General features: G+C 45.7%; 13 protein-coding genes. 7 read left to right on the top strand and 6 right to left on the bottom strand.

Going from position 1 to position 17,620, the window contains the following annotated elements:
- Nucleotides 1-4 precede the first annotated feature (4 nt).
- The gene (locus AC5YBX_RS15225) at nt 5-3,250 is read left to right on the top strand and encodes an efflux RND transporter permease subunit (protein ID WP_494523969.1); all 3,246 of its coding nucleotides are present in this window, start codon (nt 5-7) and stop codon (nt 3,248-3,250) included.
- 93 nt (nt 3,251-3,343) lie between these two features.
- Here the strand turns inward: AC5YBX_RS15225 and AC5YBX_RS15220 are convergent, their stop codons facing one another.
- Complete coding sequence (locus tag AC5YBX_RS15220) at nt 3,344-5,350, bottom strand: amidohydrolase (protein WP_494523968.1); 2,007 nt, start codon at nt 5,348-5,350, stop codon at nt 3,344-3,346.
- Between the two features lie 138 nt (nt 5,351-5,488).
- Here AC5YBX_RS15220 and AC5YBX_RS15215 point away from each other — a divergent pair, with 138 nt between their 5' ends.
- Nucleotides 5,489-6,121, top strand: a complete 633-nt coding sequence (locus AC5YBX_RS15215) for a TetR/AcrR family transcriptional regulator (protein WP_494523967.1) — start codon at nt 5,489-5,491, stop codon at nt 6,119-6,121.
- Between the two features lie 97 nt (nt 6,122-6,218).
- On the opposite strand, the gene AC5YBX_RS15210 is transcribed toward AC5YBX_RS15215, so the two are convergent.
- The 3 genes from AC5YBX_RS15210 to AC5YBX_RS15200 form a co-directional block, all read right to left on the bottom strand.
- Nucleotides 6,219-7,151, bottom strand: coding sequence for a LysR family transcriptional regulator (locus tag AC5YBX_RS15210; protein ID WP_494523966.1), 933 nt, complete (start codon nt 7,149-7,151; stop codon nt 6,219-6,221).
- A gap of 181 nt (nt 7,152-7,332) precedes the next feature.
- Complete coding sequence (locus AC5YBX_RS15205) at nt 7,333-8,532, bottom strand: hypothetical protein (RefSeq protein WP_494520809.1); 1,200 nt, start codon at nt 8,530-8,532, stop codon at nt 7,333-7,335.
- 42 nt (nt 8,533-8,574) lie between these two features.
- Nucleotides 8,575-9,600, bottom strand: coding sequence for an FAD:protein FMN transferase (locus tag AC5YBX_RS15200; RefSeq protein ID WP_494520810.1), 1,026 nt, complete (start codon nt 9,598-9,600; stop codon nt 8,575-8,577).
- A gap of 727 nt (nt 9,601-10,327) precedes the next feature.
- Here AC5YBX_RS15200 and AC5YBX_RS15195 point away from each other — a divergent pair.
- The gene (locus AC5YBX_RS15195; RefSeq protein WP_096035922.1) at nt 10,328-11,449 is read left to right on the top strand and encodes an ISAs1 family transposase; all 1,122 of its coding nucleotides are present in this window, start codon (nt 10,328-10,330) and stop codon (nt 11,447-11,449) included.
- Between the two features lie 320 nt (nt 11,450-11,769).
- On the top strand, nt 11,770-12,687 hold the full coding sequence (locus tag AC5YBX_RS15190) for an aspartyl protease family protein (protein ID WP_475514966.1): 918 nt from the start codon (nt 11,770-11,772) through the stop codon (nt 12,685-12,687).
- 119 nt (nt 12,688-12,806) lie between these two features.
- On the opposite strand, the gene AC5YBX_RS15185 is transcribed toward AC5YBX_RS15190, so the two are convergent.
- The gene (locus AC5YBX_RS15185) at nt 12,807-13,268 is read right to left on the bottom strand and encodes a NanQ anomerase/TabA/YiaL family protein (protein WP_494520811.1); all 462 of its coding nucleotides are present in this window, start codon (nt 13,266-13,268) and stop codon (nt 12,807-12,809) included.
- Nucleotides 13,269-13,319: 51 nt separating this feature from the next.
- Nucleotides 13,320-14,480 (bottom strand): DUF3080 family protein, encoded by a 1,161-nt coding sequence (locus AC5YBX_RS15180; protein ID WP_494523965.1) that lies wholly within the window; start codon nt 14,478-14,480, stop codon nt 13,320-13,322.
- Between the two features lie 244 nt (nt 14,481-14,724).
- Between AC5YBX_RS15180 and AC5YBX_RS15175 the strand changes: the two genes are divergently transcribed.
- From AC5YBX_RS15175 to AC5YBX_RS15165, 3 genes are all read left to right on the top strand, one after another.
- Complete coding sequence (locus AC5YBX_RS15175) at nt 14,725-15,780, top strand: patatin-like phospholipase family protein (protein WP_494524835.1); 1,056 nt, start codon at nt 14,725-14,727, stop codon at nt 15,778-15,780.
- A 220-nt stretch (nt 15,781-16,000) separates the two neighbouring features.
- On the top strand, nt 16,001-16,585 hold the full coding sequence (locus AC5YBX_RS15170; protein WP_494523964.1) for an LON peptidase substrate-binding domain-containing protein: 585 nt from the start codon (nt 16,001-16,003) through the stop codon (nt 16,583-16,585).
- 78 nt (nt 16,586-16,663) lie between these two features.
- Nucleotides 16,664-17,593 (top strand): pseudouridine synthase, encoded by a 930-nt coding sequence (locus AC5YBX_RS15165; RefSeq protein ID WP_494523963.1) that lies wholly within the window; start codon nt 16,664-16,666, stop codon nt 17,591-17,593.
- The last annotated feature ends 27 nt before the right edge of the window (nt 17,594-17,620 follow it).

Here is a 17,620-nt window from a genome sequence, read left to right as displayed (position 1 = left end):
CGCTATGCTACAAAAATTAATCGATACGGCGATAGCCAATCGTCTGCTGGTGGTGTTGGCCCTGCTAGGGACCATTGTCGCCAGTGTGGTGGTACTGCCTAAGCTCAATCTCGACGCCTTTCCCGATGTGACCAATGTGCAGGTGACGGTCAATACCGCAGCTGAAGGCTTAGCCGCCGAAGAGGTGGAAAAGCTAATAAGTTACCCCGTCGAGTCGGCGATGTACGCCTTGCCTGCGGTCACAGAGGTGCGCTCATTGTCGCGTACGGGCTTGTCTATTGTGACTGTGGTGTTTGATGAAGGCACGGATATCTATTTTGCTCGCCAGCAAGTGTTTGAGCAGTTGCAAGCGGCCAGAGAGATGATCCCTAGCGGAGTCGGAGTGCCCGAAATTGGCCCCAACACCTCGGGATTAGGGCAAATTTATCAATATATTTTACGCGCCGAACCCGGTTCTGGCATCGATGCCTATGAGCTGAGAAGCCTGAATGATTACTTAGTGAAGCTGCTGATGATGCCCGTGGCTGGGGTGACCGATGTGCTCTCCTTTGGCGGTGAAGTGCGGCAATATCAAGTGCAGATAGAGCCCAACAAACTGCGCAGTTACGGCCTTGATATGGCACAGGTAACCGCTGCGCTTGAGAGCAACAACCGCAATGCCGGTGGCTGGTTTATGGCACAAGGCCAAGAGCAACTGGTGGTGCGCGGTTACGGTATGTTGCCCGCGGGCGATGCGGGTCTCAAAGCCATTGCGCAAATCCCCCTGACCGAAGTGGCGGGAACCCCAGTTCGAGTAAGTGATATTGCCAAAGTGGATTACGGCAGTGAAATACGGGTGGGGGCGGTCACCATGACGCGCCGCGATGACGCTGGGCAAGCGCAACACTTAGGCGAAGTGGTGGCTGGCGTGGTGTTAAAACGCATGGGAGCCAATACCAAGGCGACCATAGATGATATTGCCTCGCGACGCGCGCTAATCGAGCAAGCTTTGCCCGATGGCGTGTCGTTTGAGGTGTTTTACGATCAGGCAGATTTAGTGGCGCAAGCGGTCACCACAGTGCGCGATGCCCTGCTAATGGCCTTCGTGTTTATTGTGGTGATTTTAGCGCTGTTTCTGGTCAATCTGCGCGCTACCTTGCTGGTGTTGTTGTCTATTCCTGTGTCGATTGGTCTGGCGCTGATGGTGATGGCTTACTTTGGCATGTCGGCCAATTTAATGTCGCTAGGCGGCCTCGCCGTGGCGATTGGTATGCTGGTCGATGGCTCGGTGGTGATGGTGGAAAACATCTTTAAACATCTTACCCAGCCAGATAGAGGTCATTTAGCTAAAGCACAGGCTAGAGCAGGAGGTGAGCGTGATCCGTACCATGCCAATCAAGACGATCTTAGTAAAGGCCGGGATAGTGAAGGCGCGGGTAGCGGTATTGCCATTAGAGTCATGTTGGCGGCAAAAGAGGTGTGTCGGCCTATCTTTTTTGCGACCGCCATTATTATTGTGGTGTTTGCGCCGCTGTTTGCCTTAGAAGGGGTTGAGGGCAAGCTGTTTCAGCCGATGGCGGTCAGCATCATCTTAGCGATGATATCGGCCTTGTTGGTGGCCTTGATTGTGGTGCCAGCACTGGCAGTAATCTTGTTTCAACCGGGAGTGTTCAAACGGGGGGTGAAACTGAGACAAAGCGTGTTGCTTAAACCGATTGAATCCCTCTATCGCAAGCTGCTCACCGTCACCATGGCGCGCCCTAAAGTGGTGGGATTAACCGCTATACTGATGTTTGCCTTAAGCATGGCGCTGCTGCCTAGGCTAGGCACAGAGTTTGTGCCCGAATTAGAGGAGGGCACCATCAATCTGCGCGTTACCTTAGCACCCACCGCCAGCCTTGGCACTTCGCTTGAGGTCGCGCCTAAGCTTGAAAAAATCTTAATGCAATTTCCTGAGGTGGAATATGCGCTAAGCCGCATTGGCGCGGCGGAGCTCGGCGGCGACCCTGAGCCTGTGAGTAATATTGAGATCTATATTGGTCTCAAGCCGCTGGAGGAGTGGCAATCGGCGAGCGATCGCTTTGCCCTACAGCGGCTAATGGAGCAAAAGTTGAGTGTCTATCCGGGTCTGCTGTTTACCTTCTCACAGCCTATTGCCACTCGCGTAGATGAGTTGTTGTCTGGGGTGAAGGCGCAACTTGCTATCAAGCTATTCGGCCCAGATTTAGCGGTATTGTCGCAAAAAGGGCAGCAACTGAGTGATTTGGTGATGCAGATCCCCGGCGCGGTCGATGTGTCGCTGGAGCAAGTCTCTGGTGAGGCGCAGTTGGTGGTGCGTCCTAAGCGTGACGTGTTAGCCCGTTATGGCATCAGTGTCGATGAGGTGATGAGCCTAGTGAGCCAAGGAGTGGGCGGCGCGAGTGCTGGGCAGGTGATCGATGGTAACGCCAGATATGATATCAATGTGCGTTTGGCCGCCGAGTACCGTAGTGCGCCTGATGCGCTGCGGGATCTGCTGCTTAATGGGGCGAATGGTGCGACCGTGCGACTTGGCGAAGTGGCCGATGTGTTGGTTGAGATGGCGCCGCCCAATATCCGCCGCGATGATGTGCAGCGCCGCGTCGTGGTACAAGCTAACGTATCGGGACGCGATATGGGGTCTGTGGTCGATGATATTTATGCCATCGTGCCCCAAGCCGAGTTGCCACCAGGCTACACCGTCGTGGTGGGTGGGCAGTATGAAAACCAGCAGCGCGCGCAGCAAAAGTTGATGCTGGTGGTGCCTATCTCTATTGGGTTGATCGCCTTGCTGCTCTACTTCTCATTTGGCTCTATTAAGCAGGTGGGGCTAATTATGGCTAACGTGCCACTGGCCTTGATCGGCGGTATCGTGGCGCTTTACTTAAGCGGCACTTATCTGTCGGTGCCAAGCTCGATTGGGTTTATTACCCTGTTTGGGGTGGCGGTGCTTAATGGTGTGGTATTGGTGGATGCGATTAATCAGCGCCGCGCAGCGGGTGAGCCGCTTTATGCCTGCGTGTACGAAGGCACTGTCGGGCGGCTTCGTCCGGTACTGATGACGGCGCTGACATCCGCGTTAGGCCTCATTCCTATTCTGCTCTCTAGCGGCGTAGGCAGCGAAATTCAACAGCCGCTGGCCGTAGTGATCATTGGCGGCCTATTTAGCTCGACCGCCCTGACACTGCTGGTGTTGCCGACCCTGTATCGCTGGTTGTATCAAAATAGCGCGCTAAAGGGCAATAGGAGTTAGAAGCCTTGGATTAAGCCTAAGTCAACGAGCAATGGAATCATGATGAAGGGGGAATATGATTCACCCTTCATCATGGTTATTCAGTTATTTTTATCAATCTTTGTGATAAACCATTGTTCCATCGATATATGTGGCAACCACTTCTGTACCACAAAACTCTTCATCATAGGCAATATCACAAATTAAATAAGCGGTTTCAGTATCCTCATTACCTTTTTCATCAAGGGTAATGGATTCTGCCATTGCTATAATATCTTGATTAATAATAATAAAATCAGCAAGCTTTCCAATTTCCAATGAGCCAACTAATTTATCCTGCTGTAATGCCTTGGCGCCATTAATGGTGTATGCATCAATTAAATCACGAATACTCATGCGCTCTTCTTTGTTCATGACGACCCATCGATAATCATCCTCGCCTAACATTTCTTCTGGCACATTTGCCGGATCGGGAATCCATTCTCCACGAAGCAAACCGTACATAATATTGGTAAACGGACGCGGGCCCTTAAAGTCGATAGGTGCATCACTACCAATTGAGATGATGCCACCGTTTTTACGAATGCTTTCCACAGGGTAAAACTTATTAATAAAAGCGCTGTCTTGGCGATAAAAATCCTCTAAATCATAGGTATTCTTGATTTTGTCCATGTAAGGTATGACAGAAACATCATAGGAGTGCCATGGCGCAAACCATGCCGGTGTAGGGGTGGCAAATACGCCAGATTGACCGAAGCGTGCAACATCTTCAGGACGGACTAACTGTAGGTGTGCAATATTGTGTGGAGCAGTTGATGTTGGGTTGGCTGCTCGGGCATTTTCAACTGCTGTTAGCGCAATATCTACCGCACGATCACCTATTGCGTGAAAATGTGCGTTATAACCGGCTTTATCAATCTCCATCACCAGACGATTGATTTCATCAGCCTCCATTTCTAGCAAGCCACGATTAATTTTATCATGGGCTGCATCGTAATAATGGGTATCACCGTTCTTCGCGATATCTACATTTAGGTACGGTTTAAATACTGCTGCCGTTTGTGTTGGGGCTTCAATTACGCCATCAACCATAAGCTTGACAGAGTCAACCTTGAGACGACTAGAACCTTTTGCTTTAGCTCTAGCATCGGCTACATCGCTCATTACCTTAGTAAGATCGACCTTGCCATCAGCCCCCTTATGTCTGCCTTTTTGTACTACCATACTCAAGCTAATACGTGGTAATAAAGTATTTTGTTGCGCCATCGCACTGTAAACCGTCACATCACGCTGATGTGCCCAAGCTTCCATGCCTGACGTAATACCATTAGCAACAAAATAATTATTAATTTCATCTTGTCGTTGCAGAAATTCTGCCGCTGTCGTGGTCTCGTAGGCGAATAAGTCCCATGCTGCCTGACTTTTTAACTGCCCAACAGGTTTGCCTTGTTCATTTAACGGAATAAGATTGGCGTAGTCTTTCAGGCTCGATGACAGTGTTTCTTCGGTGACAGCGTAGTGAACGCCGTCAAGTTCGGCTGCATTTTTTAAGGCGTAATGATTAACGGCGTAAGCGTGTCCATCAGCACCAATCAAAATCAGTTTATGTGAATTTGAAATACTGTCTAGACCTGTAGCTATATCTGGAAAACCACCTAAATAACTTGCCTTGTCAGCTCCGTAACCATTGAACTGGGTGACCGTTATCCATTCTCCTGCGGCTGGAGCATTATCCCCTAGGTTACTTAAGCAACTCTTTATATCGCTGATAACTTGTGCCAATTTATATTCATTTTTCTCTGGCAATGCGCATGTTTCTGCTTCTAAAGCTAATAGTGGGTGCAAGTGTGTATCATGCAGTCCAGGCAAAATCATCTGCCCTTCTAAGTTAACGGTATTCGTATTACCCGTGGCAACCCTTTTCGCCTCTTCGTACTCACCAACAAAAACAATTTCGTTTCCGCGTACGACCATGGCTTCGACGGTCTCTTGCTTAGCATTTGAGGTATAAATCGTACCGTTATGAAATAGTGTCGCTGGGCTCTGTTCTTGGAAAGAGCTACAAGCACTAACCATGCTTAACAACGCGCCTACTCCTAGGATTTTTCTACCTATGTACATATAAACTCCATTTTTTACAGTAATTACTGATATTTTAAGCTACAGTAATTACTGTAAAATAACAACGGCGGGTTTTATTCATTCTATTTTGTTCACGTGGTATTATTTTGTGAACTGTCATTGTCGAATTCTCAGCTTATGATGCCCATACCCGAGCCGTTCCAGCTCAAAAAAGAGCCCAAACAATTGCGCTCAAAGAAACTAGTACAAAAAATATGTGCGACGACACTGGCTGTTATCAATAAGAAAGGGATACGTCATCTCAACACCAATTTAATCGCTATTGAAGCTGGCATAGACGTATCGTCGATTTATCAGTTTTTTCCTAATAAAGAATCCATTTTGTACTATATTGCCCGAAATTGGATGGAGGAATATACCGCAGTTTATGAGCGGTTCGATTCAGAACCTGAATTATTAGCATTGCCTTGGCGTGATTTTTTTTCCCGTTTATTAACTGACTGGAATCTTCCCGATCAGAGCTCAAAATTATCTGCCTTACAAGCGGTTTGGCGGACTTATCCAGAATTTGAAGAGTTAGAGCATCATCAACTTGAATTTCATACTCTTTTCGTTCTGAAGCATTTTAAACGTTATAAGGCAAAAGGGAACCAACAAGAGTGGCGAGACATTGCGGCTTATATGTTTTATGTTGAAGACTCTATTAATGAAGTGATTGCAGACCCCCATTTGAACTTCAGCACTTCATTATTACGTTTATATAAAGAGTCATTATTTAGCTTGCTAGAAAAATACCTCAACAAATATTAGCTAGTGTTAATGTTTTTGATGTGTAAGTTTAATTAATCTCTTTGCTAGATATGGTTAAGGTGATTATAGCTGGCTAGGATTATGTCCTTGCTTTTAATTAAATATGGGTTCTCAAGTTATCGACCAATGCATTAGTAAAGGCGGGATCTGCATCCTTTTGGCTCTGCAGATAAATATTGTATTGAGGACGTTTGGCTGAGTGGTTGACTTTATCTTTCCAAAAATCGGTTAAATCGACATAGTCTATGGTGCCTCTTTTCTCTATTGCCTCCGTGACCATAAATGATGCCAGTAAACCGATGCATTCGGTTTTTTCAATATGCTCTAGTAACAGGTTAAGGCTTGTGGTTTTCATTGATACAGATAAGGGGAGCTTTAATTCGCTCGAGAGGGTTTCCAATTTATGGTTTTTAGGGCCATTCATGGAGTAATAAAATAGTGCAACAGGGTGGGAAAATAATATCTCAATGCTTAAAGGGTGCTCAAAGATGGGGTGACCTTTCTTAGCGACTAGGTAAAAGTTGTGTATTTGACCAATTTGATGAAGCTCTACTTTATCGTTATGAGTTGGGTTAATTGCAATCGAGTAATCTAGCTTAGATTGGTTAATCTGGTGTTGTACATCGCCAGTCCAAGGGTGAAGATTAAACGTCAGGTTTGCTTGAGTTGCGGCGCGGCTATGATGAAGGCAATCCATCACCATAGAGCTTAGGTGTTCCTGTACTGCGATATTAATTTCACGTTTACACAAGCGGTTATTCTGAGCCGTGCGAGCAAGAGTTTGATATTGTGAGACTACTGATTTCGCCAAGGGATAGATGGTTTCTGCAAGATGGTTTGGCTCCATGCCATAGCGTTGTCTGACAAACAGAGGATCGCCAAAAATTTCGCGCAAACAAGTTAACGAACGACTCACTTTAGATTGAGATACGTTTAGCCTGACCGCCGCAACAGTGACACTTTTATGGTCACATAACGCGACCAAAACGTTTAAAGTGAAGTAGTCTAACCGGCTTATCTCATTAATCATTATGTAATAAAAGCCATATAAGAAATCCTTAGCCAATTCTAATGTACCCTCAGTTTATTTCGAGGATGCAACTCACATAACGGTTGAAAATAAGTGCTGTTTAAAGGTGCGCGACTTAGGTTAGATGGTAAAAGGGCTTACCCAGTAGTAAGCCCCTTATTTGAGTGCTAAACGCTAATTTTTAGCCCAGAGGAATGATTTTTTCGACCTTGAATGTAATGTTACAAGCACCGACTTGGTTCCAATCTATATCTTTTGGATCAAAGGTTTCGCCGATACCGGCACCCGGAACAGGTGTAGCCCAATCGGCAGCAAATAAACCGGTACGAGTATAATCTGTTGTAACGATTAAGCGGGCGCCGCGATTACGGCTATCTTCGTCAAAGCCTGTTTTGGCAAATTGAGTCTCATCATATTGGTAGTAGGATAAGCGGGCATTACCATTCATGATGGCGTTGTAACAGGTGTTGTTTTTACCGATAAATACAGAGCTGAAATAATCGCCATTAATATTTTTCAATCCCCACCCAAATGTCGCCACATTAGGCGTTTCAATGGTTACACCATTTTCAACATATTTGTTTACCGTAGCAACGAGTTTAGAACCTAAGTAATTATCTGCAGTTTCAATTACATAAGCCTTACCGTCATTCGGGTACATCTCTTTCATATGTTCACGGTTTTCCATCACACAGGCTTGCGCTAATGTGGTTGCCCCGGTGTTCGCTTCTGTCGCCTCGGTCCAGCGGTAATTATGTATTTTGGTGTTCACCGCATCTTCTAACCATTTAGCGTTTAGGAAGGAACCAGTTGTGTAATATGAAAGGCCTGAAGCGCCGGTTTTGCCATCGATAGCGCCAGGTTTAAATATGGGCTGTGTGTAGGTGGGATCCGTTGGGTTGCCTACTAAGTCTGCTGGAGGGGCTGAATGTGGCGCGTGGCAGCCAGCACAATCGCCATAGTCGCTATGAGGCGGCGTGACCCCTGACTCACCAGTGCCGTCATAGGTATGGCAAGAAAGGCATTCATCACCTGCAACACCGACGTTGGCTTTTAGCACCAGTTCGGCTTCTTTAGTATTAGGGTCTATATAATCGAATGCTACGTCAATCTCTGCGCATTGAGTAGAAAAATCATAGGGTTGTAGCATATTATCTTTGAGTTCGCCTATCGCTAATTGTAGATCGGCTTTCTCTTTGGCTAGCTTGATTTGGGCATCGTTAAGCTGATCATTTTGAGTGGTTAATTCGCTATTCGTTGCTTCTAGTTGTGCTAATTTATCTAATACATCTTGGCTTGTTTTTTCGACAGTATCGTCATTACAACCCGTCATTAGAACCAAAGATGAACAGATTAATGTCGCTAATAGTTTCTTTTTCATTGTTACCACCTACTACATTGTTTTTATTTAAAATATTAAGTTTTAGTTGAGATATGCTTGGAACGCTTTACTGTGATGAAATGTGATTTCGCCAGCATGATTTTCAATTAACATCAGGGGAAGCCCGAACCTTTCTGCCATGGCTAATGCAGGCTTAACTCCCATGACAACCGTCGCAGTAGCAAGTGCATCAGCGGTGGCACAGTCGTCAGCGATGACGGTGGCCGATATTACTTGCCGTTGCACAGAACGACCTGTTTTGGGGTTAATAATGTGAGAAAATTGAATGTTGTTTTGTTCAAAAAAATTGCGATAGTCGCCAGAGGTCGCAATGGCTTTATCACTAATAGAAAGGGTGGCAACCTGATCACGACTGTTTAATTCAGGCTTATCCACTGCAACTTGCCACAATTGGCCATCGAAACGTTTTCCATTAGTCACCAGCTCACCGCCGATATCCACTAAAAAGTGCTCAATCCCCTCTTGGCGCAATAGTCTTGCTATTTCGTCGACGCCGTAACCTTTAGCTATCGAAGAGAGATCCAGTCGAGTGCGTGGATCGCGTTTTGTCAGCGTTGTGCTGGCTAATGTGATGTTATCCAGGCCTGTATATTGCAACACTTGCTTTATTTCGTTAGCGCTTGGTATTTGGCGAGGGTGGCTTGATGGTCCAAACCCCCAAAGTTCAACTAGAGGCGCGATGGTGATATCAAGCGCACCGTCAGTCATTTTTGCGATAGCAATAGCTTTTGCTAGTACTTCAGCTAGTGGTGGAGATATCTGTATTGCATCATTGCCTGAGTAGGCATTAATTTTGGATATTTCAGAATCTTGTCGCCACGTGGACATAGAAGCGTTAATTTCTTCTAGTCGTAACTCTATCTTTTTTCGCAGGAGATAGACTTGTTCTGGTGTGGTGTTATCGGAGTCCCAGGTTATCTGATAATTATTTCCCATGGTTTTGCCATATATGTTGTATGTCTTAAATCCTATATCGCTCGCTATTGCACTTGATGAAATAACCATCATTAAAAAATAGATCAATGAGCAGAAATTGAATTTATTCATAAGTCACGTTTGAAATATTCACCATGTGCTAATAACATAACCGTAAAATCATCGGGTTCAATACGAGCCGTTACACCGTGTGATATATTTCATAGTGTATTTATGAGAACTAAGACTCAACGCAAGATAGTTGATGATTGAATATCTAAGATCCATTTTTCGTAGATCTTAAGTCTACCTTCGTGAACCCAATTTGCAGCTTAAAGAACATGATCTAGTGAGGCATCTTTTAGTGCCTGCATTCCCCCCCAGATGGATACTATAAGTGATTGATATTTTGGGTTACATATTTAAGGGTTGCAGTGGAGGGATACATTAATGGTTGTTTGTATTTTTCTGTATTTTTAGTTTAACTTGATTTTAGTCTATTAGTTAGTCTGTGGCTTAGATGAACATTGGATTTGTTTGACGAGAAATAAGTGGGTTTTATATCGGTCATATTTACATTTTTATGTTATCACTATATTTGATATGGATTTTGGATTTTAATTTGTCTGCTTGAGATTTTTATTTTTATTTTTATTTTTATTTTTATTTTTATTAATAAGGTTTTTTAATTGGGTTTCTTTTTGGTAGTGCTGAATTGAATTGTGTCAGACCATTTTTGTCGTTATAAATACCAGGGCGAGATCGCGAACATAATTTGAGCTATTAGGGTGATATTCGCTCAAATAGCTGGACGGGCCATATTGGCTGTGATCTTATACTCTCTTTTGTGGAGAGCCCTATGAACTCCGGTGCATTTCAACAGTTCTTTAGTTCCTTAGAAGATCCTCGTCAGTCAGCCAAAGTCGAGCATCTATTTACTGATATTTTATTCCTCGTGGTTTGTGCCTCAATAGCTGGGGCACAAGGTTGGGAAGATATCGAAGATTTTGGCGATCTCCACTTTAACTGGTTTGCCAAAAAAGGACTTTTTAAGAATGGGTTACCTGTTCATGACACTATTGCTCGAGTCATATCGAGAATAGATAGCGAGCAGTTTCAGTATTGCTTTATCGACTGGATGAAGTCTGTTGCTGAGTTATCCGACGGTCAGCTTATTGCGATAGATGGTAAACGGCTATGTGGTTCATATAATCGCGAGAACAGACTGTCAGCCATCCACATGGTAAATGCCTTCGCAACAGAAAATAACGTCGTGCTTGGGCAAGTTAAAACCGAAAGTAAGTCGAATGAAATTACCGCCATTCCCGCATTACTGGCGCTGTTGGATATAAAAGGTTGTCTGATATCAATAGATGCCATGGGATGTCAGACAGATATCGCCGAACAAATTATTGAGCGGGGTGGAGATTATTTACTTGCCGTAAAAGGTAATCAAAAAACACTGCATAATGCCGTTCGTAAGGCGCTTGGCAGCGAGATTGACGAAGAAGTGCTTTGCTTAGAGAAGCAGCACGGACGTAACGAAGCTAGAGCCTATTGTGTAATGGACGCAGGCAGCTTAGCCGACGCTTTCCCTGAATGGAAAGGGCTTAAAAGTATTGGTGTTGCGTTAAGCTATCGTCGAACGAAAAGCGGCAATGAATCCCTTGAGTACCGTTATTACATCAGTTCAGCCAAACTGAGTAAGGCTCGTTTTGCCAATGCAGTACGCAGCCACTGGGCGGTTGAAAATAGCCTGCATTGGGTATTGGACGCGTCGATGAAGGAAGACCAATGTCAAATATATAGAGGCAATGCGGCGGAGGTATTGTCCGGAGCAAGGAAGATAGCGTTGAATATGCTCCGAGCGGAAACAACTCGAAAAATCAGTATCCCACGCAAACAGAAGCGTGCACACGGCAGCACTGATTATCTGGAGCAGGTACTAACAGCAGGCTTAAAGACGTTGGGTGATATTTAAGCATTCATGCTCTCACCCTGTTATAAATACGAATTCAGTTTATTTTAAAAAGGGTGACCTTTTGATTGTATCCGGTGTGATGTTAAAATTGATAAGTCTACTGAATTATTTGAATTTTCTGATAGCGGCTAATAAAATCTACTGTCTCCACTAAGGGGGGAATTTAGGCGTGAAGCTAAAGTGGTGAAGTTTAAGCCCGAATAATCTAGGAGTTTACAAAGCTAAGCAGAGGGATAGTCTCTATGAGTTATAGCATTGACATATCTAGTATTATTGAATAGGTTGTCTGGTTAATAACTATACTAAATTAAGGATGATTGATGTACGCCTCGCTTCGACAACTCGCTGGTATGCTCTGTTTGATTGCCTCTTTTAATACCTTTGCCGTCACCCAATGGGTTGATTTTGAACTTATCAATGGCCACATCAATTTGCCAGTGAGCATTAATGGCATAGAAGGTCGCGCCATTTTGGATAGTGGCGCTCAAGGCAATGCGATTAACACAAGCTTTATTAATCGCCATGGTTTTGAATTCGATAAAGGTGGCAAGATTAATATTCAAGGGGTGTTCAGCACTGAGAAACGCCAGCTCTATAATAATGTCCCTGTGACTTTGTTTGGGGCAACCATCGAGTTTGATCAGTTAGCGAGTCTGCGTATTGGCCATCATGAGGTGCAGTTGTTACTCGGTGCGGGTCTATTAGATAAGTTTATATTTCAGATTGATTACCCCAATAGCCGGATGAGATTATTCGAAAGAGGCAGTGTGGATTTAGCTAAACTCGAAAATATACCGATGCAGATAGACAGAGGAACGGGGCAACCAATTGTTCGAGTTGAGCTTAATGGTGATGGCGATGAAAACCCTTGGCTTGTCCTCGATACCGGTAATGCAGGCGGACTATTTTTAAAGCGCATGTTAGTAACGGACAATAACTGGCTTGAGCTTTACGGTTCTCAGTCGGGGGTCACAGGTGGTGCCAATAGCATTGCTCTGGTCGATAGCTTTCGGTTGCCTAAGATGAAGTTTGGGCCATACACAGTTGAAAATGTCTTAGTGACAGTACCAGGAGAGGGGCAAACAGCATCGGTCTCGGGTCGTAGTAACAGTGGAGGGTCTCGTATCAAGGGTAAGAATATCAAGGGGCTGGTGGGCTATGATGTACTGAAACACTTTGTGTTAACCATAGACTATAAGTCGGGCCATATGCATATAGGTTTACCCGAAGACTCATAATCAGCCTTGTGGGATCTCGATAATAAGGGCACAGGATCGCATCATCAGTGCCCTTTTTTGTGGCTTTATTTTATGCCTGCGGGCAATGCTTGCCCCTGTTTATGCCTGTCGTGGCGAGATTAAATACCGACTTTTATAACCACTTTCCTTACCGCTTTAGGTGTGGCTAGCGTGCCCGGCATATGAATATCTTGCGGAAAAAACAGCGCAAACATCCCCGCTTTTAAGGGGATAAAGGCAGCATTAGCTTTATTGGACTCATAATCAAACTGGGCGTAATCATGTTTGTCGAAGTAGGGTTTTGATGGAGTCTGATCCGCCAGTGGTAGATAGCCAAACTCCTCTTCACCACTGACCACATATTGCACGTCGATGTAACGGCGGTGCACCTCAAAAGATTCTTGTTCTCTAGGGGTAGTTTCATAGTCATTAACGATGACAAACAGATCTTTGCCATCGAGCTCATAGGTACCCACCTCGGCTTGAGTAAAGTCGGTCTCGACTAAGTGTTGCAGCGCTTTGGCCAATCTTGGGCTCAGTGAGGCGTACAGGGCAATGTTATTTAGGCTATCTACTATCATGACGGTTACGCAAACAAGTTAATTGAAGCGCTAGTTTAGCAAGCTTGGCTGTTAGTGGGATAGCGTTTGTTGTGGCTCGGGCGGTGGGATATCGCATGAGGCCCTAAAATCTTGCCACCACTGCACATGTCGGCGCATCTGCTGCTTGAGTTGTGCGGGCAGGGCATGGCGCTGTTCGGAGAAATGATGCTCGATGTAGTCTTGATAAACACTGCCATCAAACAGGCGTTGCATCGGCTGACTTAAGCGGTAATGCAGTTGGTTTAATTGGGATAGATAAGCCTGGGTTTGCCCTAGATAATATTTGTGAAACAAGTTTTGCAATATCTCTTGTTGCCGATTGGCGTGGCCAAGGCGGCAGGCGGCGAGCGTTTGATAGTTAAATAGGTAGTCATTGATTGCGGTTAGTTGAGATACGCTCAATGCAAGTGAGCGCAGATATTGGTTGAGCAGTGGTTGGCGATGAAAAATCGCAAGTGTTTGCTCTAAATTATCTATCTCGATCTGTTGCCACGAGTGAGCGATGATCTGCTCTTTGATGTTGTTGAGCTGGCTCAGTGCACTTTCAAACTCCACTCGTCCGCTATGCATCTCATTTAGGGTCAGTGAGTCGTAACCGATAAACAGCCTTTTCTTAACGCTGATATCGCGCGTTAGCATCTGCCTAAACACTGTGAGTGCCTGTTGCTGTTTTTGTTCAAGCCCTAATGTCAGTGTGTCGATGAGGTCAGCATCGTCTAATGTATCAATGCACTTGGGGGCAAGTTGGATAAAACGAATATGGTAGATCAGCCGCTGACTCGCCGGTGCCACTTTACCTAAAGCGCTATTGCGCTCGGCAATCAGTTGGCTAAGCGCGCAGTGATTAAGCTTAAGTGTTTGTAAAATAGAGAGGGTTTTGGTGTCTGCTTGATAAGCTGCAGTCTTGGGTAAGGCCATGGGATTCAATGGTGCGCTTGGATAGGGCTGATTGAGCACGGTCTCGAGCCGTTTGCTGTAATCTTGCCATACGGCATCGGCATCTTGCCTGGGCTGGCAGCCCAGAGTGAACAGACTAAGTAACGCCAGTAAGCCTGTGATTCTGGCGGGCATATTGACGCGCTGCGTTAAAAACAACATCTGTTTAGGCCGGCGGTGAATGAGGTTGTGGGCTCGTGCTTGGCTGTCACTTGGGTCGCTTCCTTTTTTGTTGCTGCGCTGATGGTTTATCATGCCATGGCAATACGTTGCCTTAGCACAAAGGGTTTACTCGTAACGATAATCTCTTGTTTTGCCAGTGGTTAGCATAAGGCTTAGCTTATGGGCTGTTAATAGTCGCCTATATTCTATCTCTTATTTACAGGCCATTTTAGACAAATGCTGGCTGCCCACTGCCGCTATATTTTATTATCATAGCCAACTTCATAGGCTCCTTAGGATAAGGAGTGAGTTGATGACATTAAACAAGGAAAATAACTTGTCTCAATTACGGTTTTTAGCCGGCCCCAGTGCCTATCGCACGATTGCCAAACATGGGCTTGATCCCGCGCTGTTTACTCGTGTGCTAGCGGCGTCTGGCGGCCCCAAATGGATTGGGATTGCTGGGCTAGACAAAACCCTGTTCACGCAATTTTTTAAGGCCAGACAGACTCCGCTATACACCCTAGGCGCTTCGTCAGGGGCGTGGCGTCTGGCCTGCATGGCACAGCACGACCCGCTCGCGGCCTATGCTCGGCTCGAACAACATTATATTGAGCAGCGTTATGATGTTAAGCCGACGCCTGTTGAGGTATCCCGCCAGATACAAACCATTATTAAGGCGATTTTAGGCGATAATGCTGGGCAAGATATTGTCGATAATCCGATGATTAAAAGCCATTTTATCGCCTGTAAGGCGCGGCATTTAAATCGCCTGCCCAGTCGATTGGCCCTAGGGGCTGGTCTTGCGACCACGGCGCTGAGTAATCTGGTCAGTCGCAAGACCTTAGGGCTGCATTTTCAGCGCATGGTATTTGGTAACGCGGCGGCGAAATCGCCCTTTTTACACTTAACCGATCTCCCCACAGAGCACCTAGCATTGACCGCGAACAACTTAGCGCAAGTGCTGCAGGCTACAGGATCGATTCCCTGGGTGTTAGCACCTGTGACTCAAATAGAGGGCGCGCCACAAGGGCATTATTACGATGGCGGTATTACAGATTATCATTTTGATTTGGCGATAGAAGATAGTGAGGGACTCACCTTGTATCCCCATTTTTACAGCCAGATATTACCTGGGTGGTTTGATAAATCTTTGCCCTGGCGCCGTGCTCGGCAAAACTACCATAATGCGCTGATCTTAGTGCCAAGTGAGGCCTATATCCGTCAACTGCCCTATGGCAAATTGCCCGACAGAAATGATTTTGCTCGCCTGCCGAGTGATGAGCGAATTCGTTATTGGCAACAGGTTTTAGCGGCCAGTGAGGTGTTAGCCGATGACTTTGATAAGATTTTGAAAAGTGGTGATATTATGCGGTTTATTGAGCCATTTTAATGATTAGTTTGAAGGGGCGTGAAACCAAATCTGTTCAAGTCAGGTCTAATCATTAACGGAAGAAATAGTGAGATTGGCATGGTCTAGCCAATGCAATAATGACGTATAAAGCAGTAATGGCAACAACTGCTACACTTTATTATTATTGCTCCTAGTCAATCGTTTGCAGCCTTCATTATGCTCGGTTTTGCAAACATCGACCAAGGGCGAGGAGGCTGCTATGTTAATGCAAGAAATGGCACTTATCATTCGTGATGAACTGTTATTACCCGCTGGCAGAGTCGAGATCCGAGTGGCAGGGCCATCTGGATTAAGCCTGATAGCTGAGGTACTTAAAGGGCATTATGCTTTAGCCTTTGGCATGGCAAAAATCGACAGCATCCCCCCTTGTTACACCATCGCGACTCAATGTGAGATTATCGACTTTAACCTACTCGATGACGGTTGTTTGGGCGTTGTACTCGAAGGCCAGCAAAGAGTAAAAATCTTATCGGCCAGCCAGCGTAAAGATGGCAACTGGATAGCGCGTACCTTAGGCTGTAATAATTGGCAACAGGAGCCAATTGAAGGCGAATTTGAGCTGATCAGTGCCGCATTAGCGCAATTTTATCAGGTCAATCCTGCCCTATTTGAACTCTACTCAGATCTGCACCTCGAAGATGCCAGCTGGGTGAGTCAGCGTTGGTTAGAGGTGCTGCCTCTGTATAACCGCGACAAGCAAGTGTTAGTTAATCAACCCGATTGTCACAAAACCATGGACTTTGTGCTTGAGCTGATTAAATCTCATGTCAATCACAACATTTAATCTGCAATTAGCTTAGATAGCGCCCCTTGGCGCTATCTTTGTTATTATGACGCCCATTTTGATTTATTGGCCAGCATCATGGTTCGCGCATCCCAAGCCTCATATATCGTACTCCCTGACCATCCTTTGCCGCCCGCCACTGTGGTGGCGTTTTTAATCGCGCGTTTTTCGCAAGTTTCGGCCCAAGAATGGCAATCACGGGTGCGTCAAGGGAAGGTGCATTGGCAAGATGGTCAACCTATCGAACTCGATAGCGCCTATCGGCCCAAGCAACGTGTGTATTATTATCGCGAGGTGGCCCAAGAGCCCTGCATCCCTTTTAGCGAGTCGATACTGTATCAAGATGAACGTATTATCATCGCCCATAAACCGCACTTTTTAGCGCTGCATCCCAGTGGGCAGTTTATCAATGAATGTTTAGTCAATCGGCTGCGAATCGCTACCCATGAGCCGCAGTTAGTCCCAGCTCACAGGCTCGATAGGGCTACGGCGGGCATAGTGCTATTGATTAAGCAGCCAGAGTATCGCGACGCCTACCATGGCCTATTTCGTGATGGCGCGATCACTAAAACCTACCAAGCCTTAGCGCCCTTAACCCCAGTATTGGCGCGCCAATATAGCGATGGTAAGTTAGCGAGCCCCTTGCGCTGGACGGTAAAAAATCGTCTGGTGAAAAGTGAGCCATCATTTATGATGCAGGTGACTGATGGAGAGGCCAATAGCCATTCAGAGGTGGCCTTGGTTGAGGTGCAAAAGGGGATGGGCCGATTTGAACTGTCGCCCATTACGGGTAAAACCCATCAGCTTAGAGTGCATATGCACAGCTTAGGCATGCCCATTTGTAATGACAGATGTTATCCCACTTTATTGCCAAAGGCGGCGGATAACTTTGCTCAGCCGTTAAAGTTGCTGGCTCAGCGGCTGCAATTTAGCGATCCTATTAGTGGCCGGCATATCGATATTCAATTGGCCGATTTACCCTTTAGCGAACCCATTATCAAAGGATGATAATAAGGTCACAGGGCTGTTAGCTGC

This window comes from Shewanella sp. 492, from assembly GCF_059338445.1.
Note: the sequence above shows the minus strand (reverse complement) of the source record. Positions and strands in the feature narration are given on the sequence as shown.